The sequence below is a fragment of the Streptomyces sp. NPDC017991 genome (genome assembly GCF_044328075.1).
In the GTDB taxonomy this organism is placed as follows: domain Bacteria; phylum Actinomycetota; class Actinomycetes; order Streptomycetales; family Streptomycetaceae; genus Streptomyces.
This window is the reverse complement of record NZ_JBIRGP010000008.1, coordinates 459,393-476,689: the sequence shown is the minus strand read 5'-3', so window position 1 is coordinate 476,689 and position 17,297 is coordinate 459,393. Positions and strand designations below refer to the sequence as shown.

Annotated in this window: 20 protein-coding genes and 1 tRNA gene; 11 read left to right on the top strand and 10 right to left on the bottom strand. The window is 71.6% G+C overall.

Annotated elements, in window-relative coordinates; all coding sequences use genetic code 11:
* Nucleotides 1-34: 34 nt before the first annotated feature.
* Together ACH4DZ_RS25190 and ACH4DZ_RS25185 are read right to left on the bottom strand one after the other, a co-directional pair.
* Nucleotides 35-520: a hypothetical protein gene (locus tag ACH4DZ_RS25190; protein WP_398289568.1), complete on the bottom strand. Its 486-nt coding sequence runs from the start codon at nt 518-520 to the stop codon at nt 35-37.
* 117 nt (nt 521-637) lie between these two features.
* On the bottom strand, nt 638-1,150 hold the full coding sequence (locus tag ACH4DZ_RS25185) for a DinB family protein (RefSeq protein ID WP_398289567.1): 513 nt from the start codon (nt 1,148-1,150) through the stop codon (nt 638-640).
* Nucleotides 1,151-1,361: 211 nt separating this feature from the next.
* Here ACH4DZ_RS25185 and ACH4DZ_RS25180 point away from each other — a divergent pair, with 211 nt between their 5' ends.
* Nucleotides 1,362-2,276, top strand: coding sequence for a Gfo/Idh/MocA family protein (locus tag ACH4DZ_RS25180; RefSeq protein ID WP_398289566.1), 915 nt, complete (start codon nt 1,362-1,364; stop codon nt 2,274-2,276).
* Here ACH4DZ_RS25180 and lnt read toward each other — a convergent pair.
* From lnt to ACH4DZ_RS25165, 3 genes are all read right to left on the bottom strand, one after another.
* On the bottom strand, nt 2,191-3,822 hold the full coding sequence (lnt, locus tag ACH4DZ_RS25175) for an apolipoprotein N-acyltransferase (RefSeq protein ID WP_398289565.1): 1,632 nt from the start codon (nt 3,820-3,822) through the stop codon (nt 2,191-2,193). The two genes, ACH4DZ_RS25180 and lnt, sit on opposite strands and share 86 nt — an antisense overlap.
* Nucleotides 3,823-3,955: 133 nt before the next feature.
* Complete coding sequence (locus ACH4DZ_RS25170; protein ID WP_398289564.1) at nt 3,956-4,441, bottom strand: nuclear transport factor 2 family protein; 486 nt, start codon at nt 4,439-4,441, stop codon at nt 3,956-3,958.
* Between the two features lie 52 nt (nt 4,442-4,493).
* Nucleotides 4,494-5,105 carry a TetR/AcrR family transcriptional regulator gene (locus ACH4DZ_RS25165; protein ID WP_398289563.1) on the bottom strand — a complete coding sequence of 204 codons (612 nt, stop codon included), beginning with the start codon at nt 5,103-5,105 and terminating at the stop codon, nt 4,494-4,496.
* 135 nt (nt 5,106-5,240) lie between these two features.
* Between ACH4DZ_RS25165 and ACH4DZ_RS25160 the strand changes: the two genes are divergently transcribed.
* Nucleotides 5,241-5,702 (top strand): nuclear transport factor 2 family protein, encoded by a 462-nt coding sequence (locus tag ACH4DZ_RS25160; RefSeq protein ID WP_398289562.1) that lies wholly within the window; start codon nt 5,241-5,243, stop codon nt 5,700-5,702.
* On the top strand, nt 5,699-6,580 hold the full coding sequence (locus ACH4DZ_RS25155) for an NAD(P)H-binding protein (protein ID WP_398289561.1): 882 nt from the start codon (nt 5,699-5,701) through the stop codon (nt 6,578-6,580). The genes ACH4DZ_RS25160 and ACH4DZ_RS25155 overlap by 4 nt, the downstream gene beginning before the upstream one ends.
* 188 nt (nt 6,581-6,768) lie before the next feature.
* Here ACH4DZ_RS25155 and ACH4DZ_RS25150 read toward each other — a convergent pair whose 3' ends face one another.
* Together ACH4DZ_RS25150 and ACH4DZ_RS25145 are read right to left on the bottom strand one after the other, a co-directional pair.
* Complete coding sequence (locus ACH4DZ_RS25150; RefSeq protein WP_107018686.1) at nt 6,769-6,948, bottom strand: hypothetical protein; 180 nt, start codon at nt 6,946-6,948, stop codon at nt 6,769-6,771.
* Between the two features lie 124 nt (nt 6,949-7,072).
* Nucleotides 7,073-7,348: a winged helix-turn-helix transcriptional regulator gene (locus ACH4DZ_RS25145; protein WP_398289594.1), complete on the bottom strand. Its 276-nt coding sequence runs from the start codon at nt 7,346-7,348 to the stop codon at nt 7,073-7,075.
* A 206-nt stretch (nt 7,349-7,554) separates the two neighbouring features.
* Here ACH4DZ_RS25145 and ACH4DZ_RS25140 point away from each other — a divergent pair, with 206 nt between their 5' ends.
* Nucleotides 7,555-8,115 carry a carboxymuconolactone decarboxylase family protein gene (locus ACH4DZ_RS25140; protein ID WP_398289560.1) on the top strand — a complete coding sequence of 187 codons (561 nt, stop codon included), beginning with the start codon at nt 7,555-7,557 and terminating at the stop codon, nt 8,113-8,115.
* 74 nt (nt 8,116-8,189) lie between these two features.
* Nucleotides 8,190-8,252: transfer RNA gene (locus ACH4DZ_RS25135), tRNA-OTHER, on the top strand.
* Between the two features lie 188 nt (nt 8,253-8,440).
* On the opposite strand, the gene ACH4DZ_RS25130 is transcribed toward ACH4DZ_RS25135, so the two are convergent.
* The gene (locus ACH4DZ_RS25130) at nt 8,441-9,316 is read right to left on the bottom strand and encodes an undecaprenyl-diphosphate phosphatase (protein ID WP_398289559.1); all 876 of its coding nucleotides are present in this window, start codon (nt 9,314-9,316) and stop codon (nt 8,441-8,443) included.
* A gap of 306 nt (nt 9,317-9,622) precedes the next feature.
* On the opposite strand from ACH4DZ_RS25130, the gene ACH4DZ_RS25125 reads away from it, so the two are divergent.
* From ACH4DZ_RS25125 to ACH4DZ_RS25115, 3 genes are read left to right on the top strand one after another with little or no spacing between them, the layout of a single operon-like run.
* A complete protein-coding gene (locus ACH4DZ_RS25125) occupies nt 9,623-10,894 on the top strand; it encodes a Gfo/Idh/MocA family protein (RefSeq protein WP_398289558.1) in 1,272 nt (423 codons plus the stop codon).
* Nucleotides 10,891-11,835 (top strand): PmoA family protein, encoded by a 945-nt coding sequence (locus ACH4DZ_RS25120; protein ID WP_398289557.1) that lies wholly within the window; start codon nt 10,891-10,893, stop codon nt 11,833-11,835. The genes ACH4DZ_RS25125 and ACH4DZ_RS25120 overlap by 4 nt, the downstream gene beginning before the upstream one ends.
* 2 nt (nt 11,836-11,837) lie before the next feature.
* Nucleotides 11,838-12,581 carry a cupin domain-containing protein gene (locus tag ACH4DZ_RS25115; protein ID WP_398289556.1) on the top strand — a complete coding sequence of 248 codons (744 nt, stop codon included), beginning with the start codon at nt 11,838-11,840 and terminating at the stop codon, nt 12,579-12,581.
* Nucleotides 12,582-12,616: 35 nt separating this feature from the next.
* On the opposite strand, the gene ACH4DZ_RS25110 is transcribed toward ACH4DZ_RS25115, so the two are convergent.
* Nucleotides 12,617-13,117 carry a winged helix-turn-helix transcriptional regulator gene (locus ACH4DZ_RS25110; protein WP_398289555.1) on the bottom strand — a complete coding sequence of 167 codons (501 nt, stop codon included), beginning with the start codon at nt 13,115-13,117 and terminating at the stop codon, nt 12,617-12,619.
* A 142-nt stretch (nt 13,118-13,259) separates the two neighbouring features.
* On the opposite strand from ACH4DZ_RS25110, the gene ACH4DZ_RS25105 reads away from it, so the two are divergent.
* Nucleotides 13,260-14,429, top strand: coding sequence for a thiolase family protein (locus tag ACH4DZ_RS25105; protein WP_398289554.1), 1,170 nt, complete (start codon nt 13,260-13,262; stop codon nt 14,427-14,429).
* Between the two features lie 124 nt (nt 14,430-14,553).
* Here the strand turns inward: ACH4DZ_RS25105 and ACH4DZ_RS25100 are convergent, their stop codons facing one another.
* Entirely contained in the window at nt 14,554-15,327 is a 774-nt protein-coding gene (locus ACH4DZ_RS25100; protein ID WP_398289553.1) for a TVP38/TMEM64 family protein, read from the bottom strand.
* Between the two features lie 49 nt (nt 15,328-15,376).
* Here ACH4DZ_RS25100 and ACH4DZ_RS25095 point away from each other — a divergent pair, with 49 nt between their 5' ends.
* Entirely contained in the window at nt 15,377-15,760 is a 384-nt protein-coding gene (locus ACH4DZ_RS25095; protein ID WP_398289552.1) for a DNA alkylation repair protein, read from the top strand.
* A 297-nt stretch (nt 15,761-16,057) separates the two neighbouring features.
* Entirely contained in the window at nt 16,058-17,239 is a 1,182-nt protein-coding gene (gene tuf, locus ACH4DZ_RS25090) for an elongation factor Tu (protein ID WP_398289551.1), read from the top strand.
* The last annotated feature ends 58 nt before the right edge of the window (nt 17,240-17,297 follow it).

Below are 17,297 nucleotides of genomic sequence, written 5' to 3'. Positions count from 1 at the left end.
CGGACCCGTCCGGACACCACCGGAGCCGAAGACGTCAACGGCCGTACATGTCCTGGCAGATGGCCGCCTGCTGGCTGTCCGCCCGCCAGCCGCCGTACGTCCGGCCCAGGGCGCACACGTCCGTGCCCGTCGACGGCACGGACGCGGGCAGTCGCGGTACGGCCCGGTGTTCGGGCCGCCGGGGCTCCGGGCGCCGGGGCGGTTCGGCGGGGGCGTGCCGAGGACGGTCCGCCGGGACGCCGGCGGGACCCGCGGGTCCCGCCGAGGGCGTACGGGCCGGCGCGGACGCGGGTGCCGAAGGGCGGCGGGACGGGCCGATGAGTTCCAGGGCCTCGCGGGCCGGGGCCTGTACGACCCGCTGCTCGGCCCTGCCGTCCGGGCGCGGCTCCGACACCGGGGGAGGGGCGGACGGCGGGGCGGGCGAAGGCGTCCGCTGGACGGTCACACAGCCCGAGACGGCTGAGACCGCCGAGACGGCCACGGTGACCAGAAGCGTTGCGGTGGTCGCGGTTCGATGCACCCGCGCAACTCTGCTGGGTCCGCCGTGACGTGGGGAGCCGAAAAGCGGAGTGTGCCCCGCACGGGTGAAACCCCGCACGGGTGAAAGCCGGGTGGCCGATGCAGCCCCGGTGGCTTCTCAGTCGCCGGTCGCCCCGTCGAGGCGCTCGCGGATCAGGTCGGCGTGGCCGTTGTGGCGCGCGTACTCCTCGATCATGTGGGTGTAGATCCACCGCAGGTTGAAGGGCTTGTCGGTGAACCTGCTCCGGCCCTCGGACAGGTCGTCCAGGCCGAGACGTGCCGCGTTGCGGCGGGCGACCGCGATCTCGCCCTGCCAGGTGGCGTACGCCTCCTTCCAGGTGTCCGCCTCGGTGAGGTGGAACTCGCCGTCCCGGTCCTCGTCGCTGTAGTGGATCGGCCCGGGGTCGTCGCCCACCAGGACCTTGCGGAACCAGCTGCGTTCCACGTCCGCCATGTGCCGGACGAGACCGAGCAGGGACAGCTCCGAGGGCGGCACCGCGGCCGTCCTGAGCTGGGAGTCGTCCAGACCCTCGCACTTCCAGGCGAGGGTCTCCCGGTGGTAGTCGAGCCAGCCCTCCAGCATGGCGCGCTCACCGGCGTCCGTCGCGGGTCCCTTGCGTTCGATCGTCATGACCGCATCATCGCGGACGTGGACGCCCCCGCCCACCCGTTTTCGCGCCCACGCCAGGGCCTCCGGACTCCCCGCCGTACGCCGTGCTGCCCGCCGAGCTGCGGCTCGTGCGAGCGTCCTGGGCATGGGGCGGCCGTCGTCGTCGCCGTATGCTTCCGACGACGGGGGCGTGAGCGTGCCCCGGACCCGTGTTTTCCCGGAGGAGATCCCTGTGAAGGTCGGTTGCATCGGACTCGGCGACATCGCGCTGAAGGCGTATCTGCCGGTGCTCGCCACCCGCCCGGGACTCGAACTGCATCTGCACACGCGGACGCCCGCGACCCTCACCAGGGTCGCCGACAGCCTGCACGTGCCGACCGGACGGCGGCACACGGACCTTGCCGGACTGCTCGCGCAGGGCCTCGACGCGGCGTTCGTGCACGCGCCCACGCACGCCCACCCCGAGATCGTGGGCCGGCTGCTCGAAGCGGGCGTCCCCACCTACGTCGACAAGCCGATCGCGTACGAACTCGCCGACTCCGAGCGCCTGGTAAGGCTCGCGGAGGAGCGGAACACCAGCCTGGCCGTCGGTTTCAACCGGCGGCACGCACCTGGATACGCGCAGTGCGTCGAGCACCCGCGTGAGCTGATCCTGATGCAGAAGAATCGCGTCGGCCTGCCGGAACAGCCCCGCACGATGATCCTCGACGACTTCATCCATGTCGTGGACACCCTGCGGTTCCTGGTGCCGGGACCGGTCGACGACGTCACCGTGCGGGCCCGCGTCGAGGACGGACTGCTGCACCACGTCGTACTGCAGCTGGCCGGGGACGGGTTCACGGCGCTCGGCGTGATGAACCGGCTGAGCGGTTCCGCCGAGGAGATCCTGGAGGTGTCCGGGCAGGACACCAAGCGTCAGGTGGTCAACCTCTCCGAGATCGTCGACCACAAGGGGCAGCCGACGGTCCGGCGGCGCGGCGACTGGGTGCCGGTGGCCCGCCAGCGCGGCATCGAGCAGGCCGTACTCGCCTTCCTCGACGCCGTGCGCGCGGGCAAGGTCCTCAGTGCCCGGGACGCGCTGGAGACTCACGAACTGTGCGAGCGTGTGGTGCGTGCGGTGACGGAGCGCTCGCCCCAAGGCGCCTGAACCGCCTGATACGCAGCGACCGTACGCCCTCGGCGGCGCCCAGCGCGGCCAGGATCAGCAGGGCCAGATACACCGGCCACTCGCCGAAGCGCGCGTACGGGGTGACGCCGTGCGCCAGCGGTACCTCGTACACGGTGGACGCGCTCGCGTCGGTGCCGAGCCAGGAGCCGACGCGCTCACCGCTCGGGCCGTAGACCGCCGAGACGCCGGTGAGCGTCGCGTGGACCATCGGCCGGCCCGTCTCGGCGGCGCGCAGTGCCGCGAGCGAGGCGTGCTGCTCGGGGGCCCAACTGCTCTGGAACGACGAGGTCGACGACTGTGCGAGCAGCACGTCGGCGCCGTCGCGCGCGAGATGCCGGCTGATGTCGGGGAACGCCGACTCGAAGCAGACCATCGGGCCCACCTTCAGCCCGTCGCCGACGGTCATCACGACCTGCTCGGTGCCCCGCATACGGTCCTCGCCCGCCGCCTTGCCCACAGAGGTCGCCCAGCCGAGGAGCGAGCGCGCCGGAACGTACTCGCCGAAGGGCACGAGCCGCATCTTGTCGTAGCGGTCACCGGTCGGGCCCTGCGGACCCACGAGCACGGAACTCTTGTAGATGCCGGGCCGGTCCGACCGGCGCGCGTCGACGTTGACCATGATGTCGGCGTCGACCTCGCGGGAGAGCGCGGCGAGCCGGTCCGCCAGGTCGGGACGGTCGGCGAGGTCGAAACCGACACTGCTCTCGCCCCACACGACCAGGTCGACGCCCTGCCCGGCCAGCTTCCGGGTGAGCGCCTCCTCGCGAGCGAACCGCCTCTCCGGGCCGCCGACGCCGTTGATCACGCCGGGCTGCACGACGGCGATCCGGGCCCGCTCGCCGGCCTCCTCCGGCCGGGGCGACCAGACCCAGACCGCCGAGCCGATCGCGGCCGTCGCGACGAGCCCGGCGACCGCCGGGACACGGGAGGAGCGGACGGCGACGAGCACGGCGACCGCCACGTTCACGGCGACGAGCAGGAAGCTCAGCAGCCACACCCCGCCGACCGAGGCGAGCCGCAGCGCGGGCGCCACGTCCCACTGGCTCGACCCGAGCAGACCCCAGGGACCGCCCAACCCCTCCCAGGAGCGGACGAGTTCGACCATCAGCCAACCGGAGGGCAGCACGAACAGGGCGGCTCCCGAGCGGCCCGGCGAGGGCGTACCGGCCAGGAACCGGTGCACCAGCCAGCCCCACGGGGCCCACAGCGCGCCCAGCAGTGCCGCTATCACGACGGTGAAGACATGCAGGCTCGGCAGCAGCCAGTGGTGCACGGCCAGCATGAAGCCGAGCCCGCCGAGCCAGCCGTCGTACGCCGCGCGCCGCCCCGTCGGAGCCGAGCGCACGAGCAGGATCCACGGCACCAGCGCCACGTACGCGAACCACCACAGGGACGGCGCGGGGAAGCTCAGCATCGGCAGCGCACCGGCCGTCGCGGCCGTCGCGCCGCGCCACCACGGAGAGCCGAGGCGCGAACCGATTCGCGAGCCGGGACCTCGGTGCCAGTCAGTGGCGGACAGGTTCATCCAGCGCCTCCCGCGGCCCCTCGAAGTACGGTGCGTGACTCGGTGAGTCATCGGATCCAGTGACTCCAGTGTGTCCAGCGTGCGGGCACCGAAACGATCAACACACCGGCCCCGCCCGGACGGCCGTCCGGGATCAGGAGGCGGCCGGCTCCGGGCGGCGCTGCGGGGCCCGGCGCCACTTCTCGTGCACGACCACCTCACGTACCCGCCAGCCCTCGGCCGTCCGCGTCAGCCCGAAGTCGTACCGGCCGCCGCACACGAAGTCGGGCTCCGTGGAGCCGCCGTCCTGTCCCGCGAGGCGCATCGGGTTGACGTAGTCGGCCTGGACCCGGGCGGTGTCACGGCTGTCCTGCTCCAGCAGGCCGAAGCGCACCCGCCGGTTGACGATCAGATGCTGCCGCATCGGGAACAGTTCCATGGTCCGCGCGAGCCATGCGGCGATCTCCCCGGCGTCGCCCTCGACCCCGCCCGCGGACCGGTAGTCCGCCCGCCCGTCCGGCGTGAACAGCCGCCGGTACGCCTCCCAGTCCCCGTCGTCGACCGCCACCGCGTACTCGGTGACCACCTCGTCGACCGCGAGCCGGTCCATCACCGTCGCCAGTTCCACGCGCTGCGTCATCGGCTCAGTGTTGGCCACGGGGAGGAGCGCGCCAAGGGGCGTGCAGTGATATTCACCCGGCGTGCGCTGTACGGACGTCCTGGTACGGGCCGTTCAGGAGCTTCGCGGTGAAGGCGGCCAGCTCCGCCCGGAGCTGTTCACGGGAGGCGTCGTGACGGTCGACCAGATGGTCGACGAGGTCGGCGCGGACCGCGGCGAGCAGTGCGTGGGCGGCGAAGTTCCCGTCGCCGAACCCGGGAAGGTCCTCCAGGACCCCGCGGAGTGTGTCGTGCCACCAGTCGTAGTGCCCGGCGCCGTAGGGACTGCCGCTGCCTGCCTCCTCCAGGGCCAGGGAGAGGTGGCGGTGGTCGAGCTTGAAGCACAGGAGGGCGTCCAGCAGCGCGGGCGCGCGCTCGGCCGGCGGGGTGCCGGGTCCGAGGGGGCGCGGGCCGTCCACGACGGCCTGGCGGATCGGTTCCAGCCGGGTCTCGTGGAGCGCGCGGATCAGACCGGTGCGGTCGCCGAAGCCGCGGAAGAGCGTCCCCTTGCCGACGCCCGCCTCGGCCGCGATGTCGGCCATGGACACGTGCTGGGGACTGTCGCTGCGGGCGAAGAGCCGGTCGGCGGCCGCGAGTACGGCTTCCCGGTTGCGGACGGCGTCCGCACGGGGCTTGCGGTCGGGCACGGGTTCCTCCGGGGGGCCGTGGGTCGCGTGGGAGCCATGGACGGGTTGTATAAGCCGGGTTGCATAAACGGACCGCGGGTCCGTATAGTCGAACTTAAGCGGACCGCTGGTCCGCATAGTATCGGAGGAGCCCCCATGGCCACGACCGGGACCACCACCGCAACACCCCCACCCGCGACCGCGGAACCGTCGGACCTGTTCCGCCGGGACCTGCGGATGCTGATCGACAAGGACATACCGGCCTGGGTCGGTCTCTGGGACGACCGGGGTGTCCTTGAGTTCCCCTTCGCCCCCGACGGGTGGCCGAAGCGGCTGGAGGGCAAGGCCGCCGTCGCCGACTACATGCGCCACTATCCCGACCACATCGACCTGCACGAGTTTCCCTACGTGCGGATCCACGAGACCGGTGACTCCGGGACGATCGTGGTGGAGATGCGCGGGGTCGGACGCGTGGTGGAGACCGGGGAGCCGTTCGACATGACCTACATCGCCGTGGTGACGGTCGCCGGCGGACTCATCACGCACTACCGCGACTACTGGAACCCCCTCGCCGTCTCCCGGGGCAGCGCGACCGACTTCACGCGGAGCGGCCGATGAGCGCCGTGACCGCCCCCGCGGCCGTCCTCGTGCTCGGCGCCACGGGCACGACCGGCAGCCGCGTGGTCTCCCGCCTCGCCGGGGAGGGCCACCGGGTCAAGGCGGCCGGGCGCCGGGCCACCCCTGTCGACGGCGCGGAGGCCGTCCGCTTCGACTGGTACGACCCGGCGACGTACGAGGAGGCGCTGGACGGCGCGGACCGTGTGTACCTTGTCGCGCCTGTGGACTCCGCCACCCCGGCGGACGTCATGCTGCCCTTCCTGGAGCAGGCGCGTGCGTCCGGAGTACGCCGGGTGGTGCTCCTCAGTTCCTCGGCGATCCCCGCGGGAGGCCCGGCCCTCGGGCAGGTGCACCAGGCTCTGCCCGGGCTGTTCGACGAGTGGGCGGTGCTGCGGCCCTCATGGTTCATGCAGAACTTCACCGGCGACCACATGCACGCGCGAAGCGTCCGCGAGGAGGGGGTCATCCTGACCGCGGCGGGCGAGGGCCGGGTGGCCTTCGTCGACGCCGAGGACATCGCGGCCGTCGCCGCGCATGCGCTGACCGATGTGCGGGCCCCCGGCACCGACCTGGTCATCACCGGTCCGCAGGCGCTGAGTCACACCGAGGTCGCGGCCGTTCTCACCGAGGTGACCGGGCGTACGGTCGCTCACCGGCCGCTGACCTACGAGGAGATGAGGGACCACCTGAGCGCTTCGATGCCGCTGGAGTACGCCGCGATGCTGGCCGGCATGGACCGCTCGAACGCGGGGGGTGCCGAGGACCGCACCACCGACACGGTCCGTCGGCTCACCGGCCGCGGGCCGCGCGCCTTCCGCGACCATGTGCTCGCCGCGACCGGCGGTACGGGGACGGTGCCGCCGGCGCGAGTGTCGTGACGGTCGCCCGTCGTGCTCGGGCGGCCGGGACTGCCGGGGCGGCTGGGGCGCTCGGGGGAGCGTGATGTTGCACGCGTGACGTTCTGCTCGTGACGTTGCACTGGGGGGTTCGATTTTCGGGTGCGGGCCGGTGGGGGCCGGTCGCGCAGTTCCCCGCGCCCCTCAAAAGCGGGGCTGCGCCCCGGAGTTCACGCTGCCTCGACGATCTCTTCGCGCACCGCCGCGGCCCACTGCACGACCAGCAGTTCGTACTCGACGCGCTCCTGGGGCGAGAGGTAACCGCCCGCGCGTATCCATAACGCTCGGATCTGCTCATTCAGTGCGGCCGCTGACCGCACGGAACCAGGGGTCGGAGAATTGGTGGACATGCGCATCAGCGTAAGGCCAAGGACTGACGGTGCGCTACCAGATGACTACCCATGCCGTATGCGGTTGGTCACGCCATAAGCGTTTAAGGGCCACCGAGTTGGGAAACGGGACGGCGGACGCGTCTCACTGCCGCTCCGCCCACGTGTGCGACCAGTCCAGCAGAGGACCCATCGCCGTCACGAGGTCGTCGCCCAGCCGGGTGAGGCGCCAGGCCGCCCCGTCCGTGGGGGCGGCGATCCCCGCCTCGCGGAGTTCGGTGAGGCGGGCGGACAGCACGCTGGAGGACATGGCGTCGCAGCGCCGCTGGAGATCGCGGAAACCGACCGGCGCGCCGCCCAGGTGCAGTTCCCAGATCACCCGGAGCGTCCAGCGGCGGCCGAGGAGGTCCAGCGCGGCCATCACCGGACGACCGGTCTCCGAACCGCGCACCGGCTGCCCGGGGCGGGGTGTCGTACCCAAACCCTCTCCTCCCCGAGCCGATCGACTCAACGGACGCGGATCGATTCAACGGACGCCGATCGACTCACCGGACCGACAACTCGCCGTGCCGTCCTTTGCGTTCCGACTCTTGCGCTTCTAATTCAGAAGCGCAAGAGTCGGGAGGCATGAAGCAACGCATCGACGGCATCACGCCGCCCTACGATCCCGAGTCCGAGCGCGCCTTACGCCGCTGGATGCCACCCGGCGTCACCCAGGAACCCCTGATGCTCTTCAAGGTCCTGGAACGCCACCCGGACCTCGCCTCCCGCATGCGGGAACTCGGCGCGAGTCTGCTCGTCCACGGCCTTCTCCCCGACGCGGACCGCGAACTGGTCATCTTCCGGGTGGCGGCCCGCTGCGACTGCGCCTACGAGTGGGGTGCCCACGTGGTGGCGTACGCCGAGGCCGCGGACCTGACGCCGGAGCAGGTCCCCCTGACGGTGACCGGCGCCCCGGACGACCCGGTCTGGACGCCCCGGCAGAGCGCGCTCCTGGCGGCCGTCGACCAGCTCCACGACACGGCCCGCCTCGACGACGAGGCCTGGGCCGCGCTCCGCGACCACCTCGGGGAACAGGAAGCCCTGGAGTTCCTGGTCCTGGCGGGCTGGTACCGCACCATCGCGTACGTGCTCAACGGGCTTCGGATCGAGCGCGAACCCTGGGCGAAGGACTTTCCGACCGGGTGACGGAAGAGTGCCGGCCGGCCGGAATCAATTCGGGTGCCCGCAGGAGCCGTACGCGCTACCGTCATGTACGTCCGGGTGCGAAGGCAGCGGCTACTTCTCCTGTAAAGAGAGAAACGCGGGTTCGAATCCCGTCACCGGCTCGCGCCGGTGTCGTCCAGCGGCCCAGGACACTTATGTGCCGCCGCCGAGTCGGATCTCCGGACACCGAGCACGAAGCCGCCCGCCACGGGGGAACCATGCGGGCGGCTTCGTTCTGTGCGAAACCTCTGTACCTCTGCGCTTCTGTATTGCTGTACGTCTGTACCGCTGTACGCGGCCGTGGGCGTCAGCCCGCCGACTCCGCCGCGTGCGGACTCAGCGCGCCCATGCTGACGAGCACGATGATCAGGATGCCGAGCGCGATGCGGTAGTAGACGAACGGCATGAAGCTCTTGGTCGTGATGAACTTCATGAACCAGGCGATGACCACGTAACCGACCACGAAGGCGACGACCGTCGCGAAGATCGTGGGGCCCCACGAGACGTGACCCCCCTCGCTGGCGTCCTTCAGCTCGAACACGCCGGAGGCGAGCACCGCGGGGACGGCCAGCAGGAACGAGTAGCGGGCCGCGGCCTCGCGGGTGTACCCCATGAGGAGGCCGCCGCTGATGGTGGCGCCCGAGCGGGACACGCCCGGGACGAGAGCCATGGCCTGGCAGAAGCCGTAGATCAGGCCGTCCTTCACGCCCAGATCCTTGAGCGTCTTGCGCTCGACGGCGGCCCGGTGCTTCCCGCCCGACTCGTCACGTGCCGCGAGCCGGTCGGCCACGCCCAGGATGATGCCCATCACGATCAGCGTCGTCGCGGTGATGCGCAGATCGCGGAACGGCCCCTCGATCTGGTCCTTGAGGGTGACGCCCAGCACGCCGATCGGAATCGAGCCGACGATCACCAGCCAGCCCATCTGGGCGTCGTGGTCGCTTCGCATCGCCTTGTTCACGAGCGAGCGGGACCAGGCCGAGATGATCCGCGCGATGTCCTTGCGGAAGTAGATCAGCACCGCGATCTCCGTGCCGATCTGCGTGATCGCCGTGAAGGCCGCTCCCGGGTCCTCCCAGCCGGCGAACGCCGCGGTGAGCCGCAGGTGCGCGCTGGAGGAGACGGGCAGGAACTCGGTCAGCCCCTGGACGAGTCCGAGGATGAGGGATTCAAACCAAGACATGAAGTTACGTGATCCAAGTGCTGATGGCGGGAGCGCAGCGAATGGGCGGACGGACGTGCCCTGTTGTGGTCTGCGGTGATCAGGCGCGTCCGGGGCAGCGTAGCGCCCCCGGGTGACGGCGCGACGACAGGGCCTCCCCAGTGGAGGTCGTGCGAGGTGACGAGGGTGTTGACCCGCGGCGATGCGCCGCTTACGTTTCCGCGAGAAGTGAAAGCGCTTGCTGTCGCGGGACCCTCTCGTGGTCGCCGTGACGGGCAGGCGTCCGCCAGAACCGCTGTCACGTCCGATGGAGTGCTGATCCCGTCCATGCGTACTGCCCGCGACGCCACCACCGGCAAGACGACCGAGCACACCGAGCACGAGGACACCGCAGACGAGAGCACGGCGCACGAGAGTACGGCGCACCGGAACACCCCGCACGAGAGGCGGTCCGCGGTCCCGCTCGACGGCCGCCGCGTCAGGGCCGCCGTCATCGGCACCGGAGCCATCGCCGCCGGCAGCCATCTGCCCGCGCTCGCCGCCCTCGCCGCCGAGGGCGAGGTGGAGATCGTCGCCGCGGTCGACATCGACGCCGACGCGGTCGAGCGCTTCTGCGCGGACGGCGGTGTCCCGCACGGCTACACCGATCTCGGCCGGATGCTGGCGGAACAGCGCCCGGACCTCGTCTCCATCTGCACCCCGCCGACCCTGCACCGCGAGCAGACCGTCGCCGCGCTGCGCGCCGGTGCCTGGGTGTGGTGCGAGAAGCCGCCTGTGCCGAGCCTCGCCGACTTCGACGCCGTGGAGGCCCAGGAGGGCACCGACGGCGGCCCCTACGCCTCCATCGTCTTCCAGCACCGCTTCGGTTCCGGCGCGCGGCACGTACGCCGCCTGATCGCCGACCAGGTCGTGGGGCGGCCCCTGGTGGCCCACTGCCAGACCACCTGGTACCGCGACGCCGCCTACTACGCCGTGCCCTGGCGCGGGAAGTGGGAGACCGAGGGCGGCGGCCCCGCCATGGGCCACGGCATCCACCAGATGGATCTCCTGCTCGACCTGCTCGGACCGTGGAGCGAGGTGCGGGCCATGGCCGGACGCCTGGTGCACGACGTGCAGACGGAGGACGTCTCCACCGCCCTCGTACGCTTCGGGAGCGGCGCCCTCGCGACCGTGGTGAACAGCGTCCTCAGTCCGGACGAGATCAGCCGCATCCGGATCGACTGCGAGCGCGCGACGGTCGAGCTGACCCATCTCTACGGGCACAGCAACGACAACTGGCGGATCACCCCGGTGCCGGACACGCCGGCCGAGGACGTGGCGGCCTGGCGGGACTTCGGCGCCGACGTACCCAGTTCGCACCTGGCTCAGTTGCGTGAGCTGGTCGCCAGCATGCGGGCGGGCGAGCGACCGCGCAGCAGCGGCGCCGACGGGCGGACCAGCCTCGAACTGATCACCGCGCTCTACAAGTCGGCGTTCACCGACACGACCGTCCGCGCCGGCGAGATCGGCCCCGGCGACCCCTACTACACGGCCCTGCACGGTGGCGCGCCCGGCTGGGCACCCGCGATCCCCGCCACGTACGAGGAGGCATCGGCATGACCGCACGAGGCGGCCTGCGCGTCGTCCACGCCCACGGTGACCGCATCACGGTCACCGAACCCACCTCCGGCGTGGAGCTGTTCAGCTATGTGTACGGTCCGGAGGCGGCCTGGGAGGCCCCGAAGCCGTATCTGCATCCGCTCAGGACACTCGCGGGCAACGTTGTCACGGACTACCGGCCCAACGACCACCGCTGGCACAAGGGCCTGCAGATGACCGCCTCGCATCTGTCGGGGGCGAACCTGTGGGGCGGCAACACATACGTTCACGGGGAGGGGTATCTCGAACTCCCCGAGCGCGTCGGCTCGATGGCGCACGTCGCGTTCGACGAGGTCGAGGCGGGCCGTGCCGGTCCGGGCGGCGCGGTCATCGCCGAGCGGCTCACCTGGCATCCGTACGACGGCTCGCTCTGGGCGGAGGAGGAGCGCCGCGTCGAGGTGCACGACGTGGACCCGGCGTCCGGTTCGTGGGCGCTGACCTGGACGACCGCCGTCACCAACCGCCGGGCCGAGCCCCTGCGGTTCGGCAGTCCCACGACGGCCGGGCGTGAGATGGCCGGCTACACCGGCCTGTTCTGGCGGGGCCCGCGAGGCTTCCGGGACGGGCGGATCATCGGCCCCGACGCGGAGGGCCCCGGCCTGATGGGGCAGCAGGCACCGTGGCTCGCGTACTCCGCCGAGCACGATGTCGCCGACGGGCACGCCACCCTCGTCTTCGCGCACGCCCCGGAGAACGACCACACGGGCGAGGGCGGCGCCCACCCCGCCCACTGGTTCGTCCGCAACGAACCCTTCGCGGCCGTCGCGCCCTCCTTCGCCTTCTTCGACGAGCTGGAACTCGCGCCGGGCGACACGCTCACCCGCCGCTACCGCGTCGTCGTCGCCGACGGTCTCTGGGAGCGCGAGGAGATCGCCAAGTACCTGGCGGAGCACCCGTGGTGAGCGTGGCCGAGGATTCCGAAGGGTCCGAGGGGGCGTCGGAGGGCTTCACGGGCCTGCCCGGCGGGGTCGCCGTCTCGCATCTGTCGGTCTACGACTGGCCCGCCGACGACGGGGTGTGCGGCGGAACGCCCCACCTCCATCTGACCTGTTCGGAGGCGTACGTCGTCACCGGCGGACGGGGCGCGGTGCAGACCCTGACGACCTCCGGGTACGAGGTCACGCCGCTCGCGCCGGGCACGGTGGCCTGGTTCACGCCCGGCACGATCCACCGGCTCGTCAACGAGGACGACCTGCGCATCACCGTCCTCATGCAGAACAGCGGGCTCCCGGAGGCGGGCGACGCGGTGCTCACGCTGCCGCCGCAGTACCTGACCGACCCGAAGGCGTACGCCGTCGCGACCGTCATCCCGGCGGACGCGCCCGAGGCGGAGAGGGAGCGGATCGCCCGGGCCCGGCGCGACCTCGCCCTGGAGGGCTACCGTGCGCTGCGCGAGGCGGACGGGCCCGAGCCCCTCGCCGCCTTCCACCGGGCCGCCGCGGCCCTCGTAGGGCCCCGGCTCGCAGAGTGGCGTGAGCGGTGGCGGCGCGGTGCCGAGGCGGCGGCCGTGGCGACGGGTGAGCAGCTCGAACGGCTGGAGCGGGGGGACGTGTCCCACCTGGCCGACGCGGCCGTGCGGGCCGAACAACCTTCGGCGTACGGGAAGTTCGGCATGTGCGGGCGGCTGGACGTGTACCGGGGGATGTAGGCCCGCCACCCCCTACCCCCGGCACGCCACCGTGCTCACCCTCCGGATCGGACCGCCGCGGGCCCCGTGACCGTCCAGCCCGGGGCCTGTGGGTGGGCCGTGAGGTCGTCGTGGCGGACTTCTTCGCCGCACTCCGCGCAGGTGACGACCGGGACCAGTTCGTGGCCGGTGACGTGTCCGCCGGTGTGTCCACGGCCGTCGAAGTGTTCGAGCACCATGGGGCGATCGCCGTCGTTGAGATGGCGGTCGCCCCACGCCATGAGCGTGAGCAGTACCGGCTCCAGCTCCAGGCCGGCCCGGGTGGGCCGGTACTCGAAGCGCGGAGGTTTCTCGCTGTAGGCGATCTTCTCCAGCAGTCCCGCGTCGACGAGCCGCTTCAGCCGGGTCGTCAGCACGTCGCGCGGCGCGCCGATGTTGCGGACCAGCTGGTCGAACCGGGTGGCGCCCAGAGACACCTCGCGCAGTACGAGCAGGGAGTACTTCTCGCCGACGAGGGCGAGCGTGCCGGCGATCGAACAGGGGCGGGCGTCCTTCATGCGATCCAGTCTACGGGGTGGGTTGGTTCTTCCAACTTACTCGGTTACTGTGGAGTCACTTAGTGAGTTCGGAATCCAAACCCACTGACTTCGGGGCTGTCTCCGAAGTTGTCTCCGGACCTGTCTCCCAGGGGGCCAGACCATGCGTGACGCAGTCATCGTCGAAGCCGTACGCACCCCGATCGGCAGAGGCAAGCCGAACGGTTCGCTCGCCCACGTCCATCCCGTGGAACTCCTCGCCCACACCCTCCGTACGCTCGTCGAACGGTCCGGTGTCGACCCCGCGCTCATCGACGACGTGATCGGCGGGACCGTCGACCAGGTCGGCGAGCAGGCCATGAACACCACCCGGTACGCCGCCCTGTCCGCAGGCTTCCCCGAGTCCGTGCCCGCCACGACGGTGGACCGCCAGTGCGGGTCCTCACAGCAGGCCGTGCACTTCGCGGCGCAGGGCGTCATCGCAGGGGCGTACGACCTGGTCGTGGCCTGCGGGGTGGAGTCGATGAGCAGGGTCCCGATGTGGTCGAACGTGCCGGAGGGCAAGGACCCCTTCGGGCCCGGGGTCGCCGAGCGGTATCCCGAGGGCCTCGTCCCGCAGGGCATCAGCGCCGAACTGATCGCGGCCAAGTGGTCGGTCTCCCGTGAGCAGATGGACGCCTTCGCGGTGGAGTCGCACCGCAGGGCCGCGGCGGCGTGGGAGGGCGGGCTGTTCGACGCCGAGGTCGCACCCCTGGACGGGGTGACGCGCGACGAGTGCGTGCGGCCCGGTAGCTCGGTGGAGGTCCTCGCCGGGCTCAAGCCGGCCTACTACGACCCGAACTTCGGGGAACGCTTCCCGCAGATCGACTGGAACGTCACGGCGGGCAATGCCAGCCCGGTCAACGACGGTGCCTCGGCCGTGCTCATCACGTCCAGCGAGACCGCGGCCCGTCTCGGCCTTCGGCCGCTGGCCCGGCTGCACAGCTTCGCCGTCACCGGGTCCGATCCGCTGCTGATGCTCACGGGCGTCGTACCCGCCACCGAGAAGGTGCTGCGCAGGGCCTCGCTGACCCTGGACGACATCGACCTCTTCGAGGTCAACGAAGCCTTTTCCAGTGTCGTCCTCGCCTGGCGGCAGGAGACAGGGGCCGACCTCTCCAAGGTCAACGTCCATGGTGGGGCGATCGCTGTCGGGCATCCGCTCGGTGCGAGCGGTACGCGCTTGACGACCACGCTCGTGCATGCGATGCGGGTTCGTGGGGCTCGGTACGCGCTCCAGACCATGTGCGAGGCGGGCGGTCTCGCCAACGCGATGGTGCTGGAAGGGGTGTAGCGCCGGGCCTGGGTGACGTGTCGGGTGCGGGCCGTGTGTGGCTGGCCGCGCAGTTCCCCGCGCCCCTGAAAAGCGGGGCTGCGCCCCTGCTTTTCATCTTTCAGGGGCGCGGGGAACTGCGCGCTCAGGCGGACCGCAGGTGGTGGCGTTTGCGCCAGGCCACTATCGCGCCGGCCAGCGCCGGGAGGGCGATGAAAGCCATCGCGATCAGGAAGGCCGGAGAGGTCGGGGCGGAGGCGCGGGCGCCTGCCACGGCGTACGCGGCGGTGTTGGGGATCGATCCCAGGCCCGTCGCGAGGAGGAAGGGCAACCACCCCATGCGCGACACGGACGCGCAGTAGTTCGCGGCCCAGAACGGCACTCCGGGGAACAGCCGCGCGGCCATCATCGAGCGGAACCCGTGCCGGCTGAGCTGCCCGTCCGCGGCCTGCAGCCAGCGGCCGCGCAGCAGGGGTCGCAGCGCGTCCTGCCCGAGCATCCGGCCGAGTCCGAAGGCGAGCCCGGCCCCGAGGACCGTACCCGCGAGCGCGGCCCCGAGCCCCAGCTGCGAGCCGAAGAGGGCACCCGCTCCGAGGTTGAGGATCGGCCGGGGCACGAACGCCACCGTGCACAGCCCGTACGCGACCGCGAAGACCAGGGCCGCCGCGGCACCGGTCAGCTGGGGCGGCCAACCGTCGGCGAGCAGTCTCTGAGGCTCGAACAGCAGCACCGTCCCGGCGGCCGAAAGCAGCAGCGCGACCAGCAGGGAGAGCCGGGCCCACGGCGAGAACAGCGCTCTCGTGACGCGGGCGGCCGGGCCTGTCGGCGCGGCGGTGAACTCGACGGGGACGAGTTCTGTTGCGGAAAGCGGGGGAGTGACCGTGGCGGTGCCCCCAGAGCGGGTGGTGGCATCGAGCATCCGGTGACACTAACCGACCCATGTGTGTGTTCGCCGTATGGTTCGTCTCATGGGCGTCACAGCTGCCGGAACGCCGGACGGCCGTCCGGGGCCGCCGCGCAGCGTCCTCGCGGACACGTTGCCGGAGCGGCCGACCGTCTCCTACGCCGCCGCGGCCGATCCGGAACGGGCCCTGACGGCACGCGCGTACATGCAGGACAGCGCCCCTTTCCTCGGTCTGACCACGCCTGATCGCCGCGCGCGCTCCCGGACGGTGCTGAGGGGGACGTCCGTGCCGGAGGAGGCCGGCCGCACGGCGGTGGCGCCGCGCTGCCGGCGGCTGCCGGAGCGCGAGTACGAGCACTGCGCCGTCGACCACCCGCGCCGGCATGTGAGGCGTCTCTCGTCCGGATTCCTGCCCGCGGCCCGGACGTACCAGGGGAAACACACGTAACCACGCGGTCGGAGCGTGCGAAAAACCATTCGACGCGGCCCGGACCGTCGGCGATGATCGCCTCATGTTCCGGTACGCCTTCCCTCACGCAGCATCCGCGGTCGCGGATGCCACGAAGGCTGCCGTCCTCCTCACCGTGGCCGCCGCAGCAGGCGCCCGAAGCTGACCCTTCCCGGATCGTCCGGCGGACCCCGCAGGGGGAGGGTCGGCAGGGTCTCGGGGTCCCTGTCCCGGCCGTTCCGACGCCGGGGCCATCACTCAGCTCCGCTGAAACCGAAGAGGCTTCGAGGTACAGCCATGCCCAAGACGGCTTACGTGCGCACCAAACCGCATCTCAACATCGGCACCATGGGTCATGTCGACCACGGCAAGACCACCCTGACCGCCGCCATCACCAAGGTCCTCGCCGAGCGCGGCTCCGGCACCTACGTACCGTTCGACCGGATCGACCGGGCGCCGGAGGAGGCCGCGCGCGGCATCACCATCAACATCGCGCACGTCGAGTACGAGACCGACACCCGCCACTACGCGCACGTGGACATGCCTGGCCACGCCGACTACGTCAAGAACATGGTCACGGGCGCCGCCCAGCTCGACGGGGCGATCCTCGTGGTCTCCGCGCTCGACGGGATCATGCCCCAGACCGCCGAACACGTGCTGCTCGCCCGGCAGGTGGGCGTCGACCACATCGTCGTCGCCCTCAACAAGGCGGACGCCGTCGACGACGGCGAGGACACCGTGCTGGCCGACCTCGTCGAGCTGGAGGTCCGCGAGCTGCTGACCTCGCACGGCTACGGCGGCGACTCCGTACCGGTCGTACGGGTCTCCGGACTCAGGGCGCTGGAGGGCGACCCGCGGTGGACCGAGGCGATCGGCGCGCTGCTGGACGCCGTGGACACGTACGTACCCATGCCCGAGCGGTACGTGGACGCGCCGTTCCTGCTGCCGGTGGAGAACGTGCTCACCATCACCGGCCGCGGCACGGTCGTCACGGGGGCCGTCGAGCGCGGCACGATCAGGGTGGGCGACCGCGTCGAAGTGCTCGGTGCCGCCGTGGAGACGGTGGTCACCGGGCTGGAGACGTTCGGCAAGCCCATGGACGAGGCGCAGGCCGGCGACAGCGTGGCGCTGCTGCTGCGCGGTGTCCCGCGCGACGCCGTGCGCCGCGGGCACATCGTCGCGGCGCCCGGCAGCGTCGTCCCCAGCCGTCGCTTCTCGGCGCGGGTGTACGTCCTGTCGGCGGGCGAGGGCGGACGGACGACCCCGGTGTCCACCGGCTACCGGCCGCAGTTCTACATCCGTACCGCGGACGTCGTCGGCGACGTCGACCTCGGTGGGAGCGCGGTCGCGCGGCCCGGCGACACCGTCACCATGACGGTCGAACTGGGGCGTGAGGTGCCGCTGGAACCGGGCCTGGGCTTCGCGATCCGTGAGGGCGGCCGCACGGTCGGAGCCGGCACGGTGACCGCCGTCGGCTGAACCGTCGGCGCCCGCCGGGCAGGTGCCCGCCTTCCGTACGGACGCTTCCGCACGGACC

What these genes read in the sequence shown, in the direction of transcription:
- ACH4DZ_RS25140 (WP_398289560.1), top strand. Translation starts at nt 7,555, where the DNA reads ATGAAGCAACGCATCGACGGCATCACGCCGCCCTACGATCCCGAGTCC.
- ACH4DZ_RS25145 (WP_398289594.1), bottom strand. Translation starts at nt 7,348, where the DNA reads ATGGCCGCGCTGGACCTCCTCGGCCGCCGCTGGACGCTCCGGGTGATC.
- ACH4DZ_RS25150 (WP_107018686.1), bottom strand. Translation starts at nt 6,948, where the DNA reads ATGTCCACCAATTCTCCGACCCCTGGTTCCGTGCGGTCAGCGGCCGCA.
- ACH4DZ_RS25160 (WP_398289562.1), top strand. Translation starts at nt 5,241, where the DNA reads ATGGCCACGACCGGGACCACCACCGCAACACCCCCACCCGCGACCGCG.
- ACH4DZ_RS25155 (WP_398289561.1), top strand. Translation starts at nt 5,699, where the DNA reads ATGAGCGCCGTGACCGCCCCCGCGGCCGTCCTCGTGCTCGGCGCCACG.
- lnt (WP_398289565.1), bottom strand. Translation starts at nt 3,822, where the DNA reads ATGAACCTGTCCGCCACTGACTGGCACCGAGGTCCCGGCTCGCGAATC.
- ACH4DZ_RS25125 (WP_398289558.1), top strand. Translation starts at nt 9,623, where the DNA reads ATGCGTACTGCCCGCGACGCCACCACCGGCAAGACGACCGAGCACACC.
- ACH4DZ_RS25120 (WP_398289557.1), top strand. Translation starts at nt 10,891, where the DNA reads ATGACCGCACGAGGCGGCCTGCGCGTCGTCCACGCCCACGGTGACCGC.
- ACH4DZ_RS25095 (WP_398289552.1), top strand. Translation starts at nt 15,377, where the DNA reads ATGGGCGTCACAGCTGCCGGAACGCCGGACGGCCGTCCGGGGCCGCCG.
- ACH4DZ_RS25130 (WP_398289559.1), bottom strand. Translation starts at nt 9,316, where the DNA reads ATGTCTTGGTTTGAATCCCTCATCCTCGGACTCGTCCAGGGGCTGACC.
- ACH4DZ_RS25100 (WP_398289553.1), bottom strand. Translation starts at nt 15,327, where the DNA reads ATGCTCGATGCCACCACCCGCTCTGGGGGCACCGCCACGGTCACTCCC.
- ACH4DZ_RS25170 (WP_398289564.1), bottom strand. Translation starts at nt 4,441, where the DNA reads ATGACGCAGCGCGTGGAACTGGCGACGGTGATGGACCGGCTCGCGGTC.
- ACH4DZ_RS25110 (WP_398289555.1), bottom strand. Translation starts at nt 13,117, where the DNA reads ATGAAGGACGCCCGCCCCTGTTCGATCGCCGGCACGCTCGCCCTCGTC.
- ACH4DZ_RS25105 (WP_398289554.1), top strand. Translation starts at nt 13,260, where the DNA reads ATGCGTGACGCAGTCATCGTCGAAGCCGTACGCACCCCGATCGGCAGA.
- tuf (WP_398289551.1), top strand. Translation starts at nt 16,058, where the DNA reads ATGCCCAAGACGGCTTACGTGCGCACCAAACCGCATCTCAACATCGGC.
- ACH4DZ_RS25185 (WP_398289567.1), bottom strand. Translation starts at nt 1,150, where the DNA reads ATGACGATCGAACGCAAGGGACCCGCGACGGACGCCGGTGAGCGCGCC.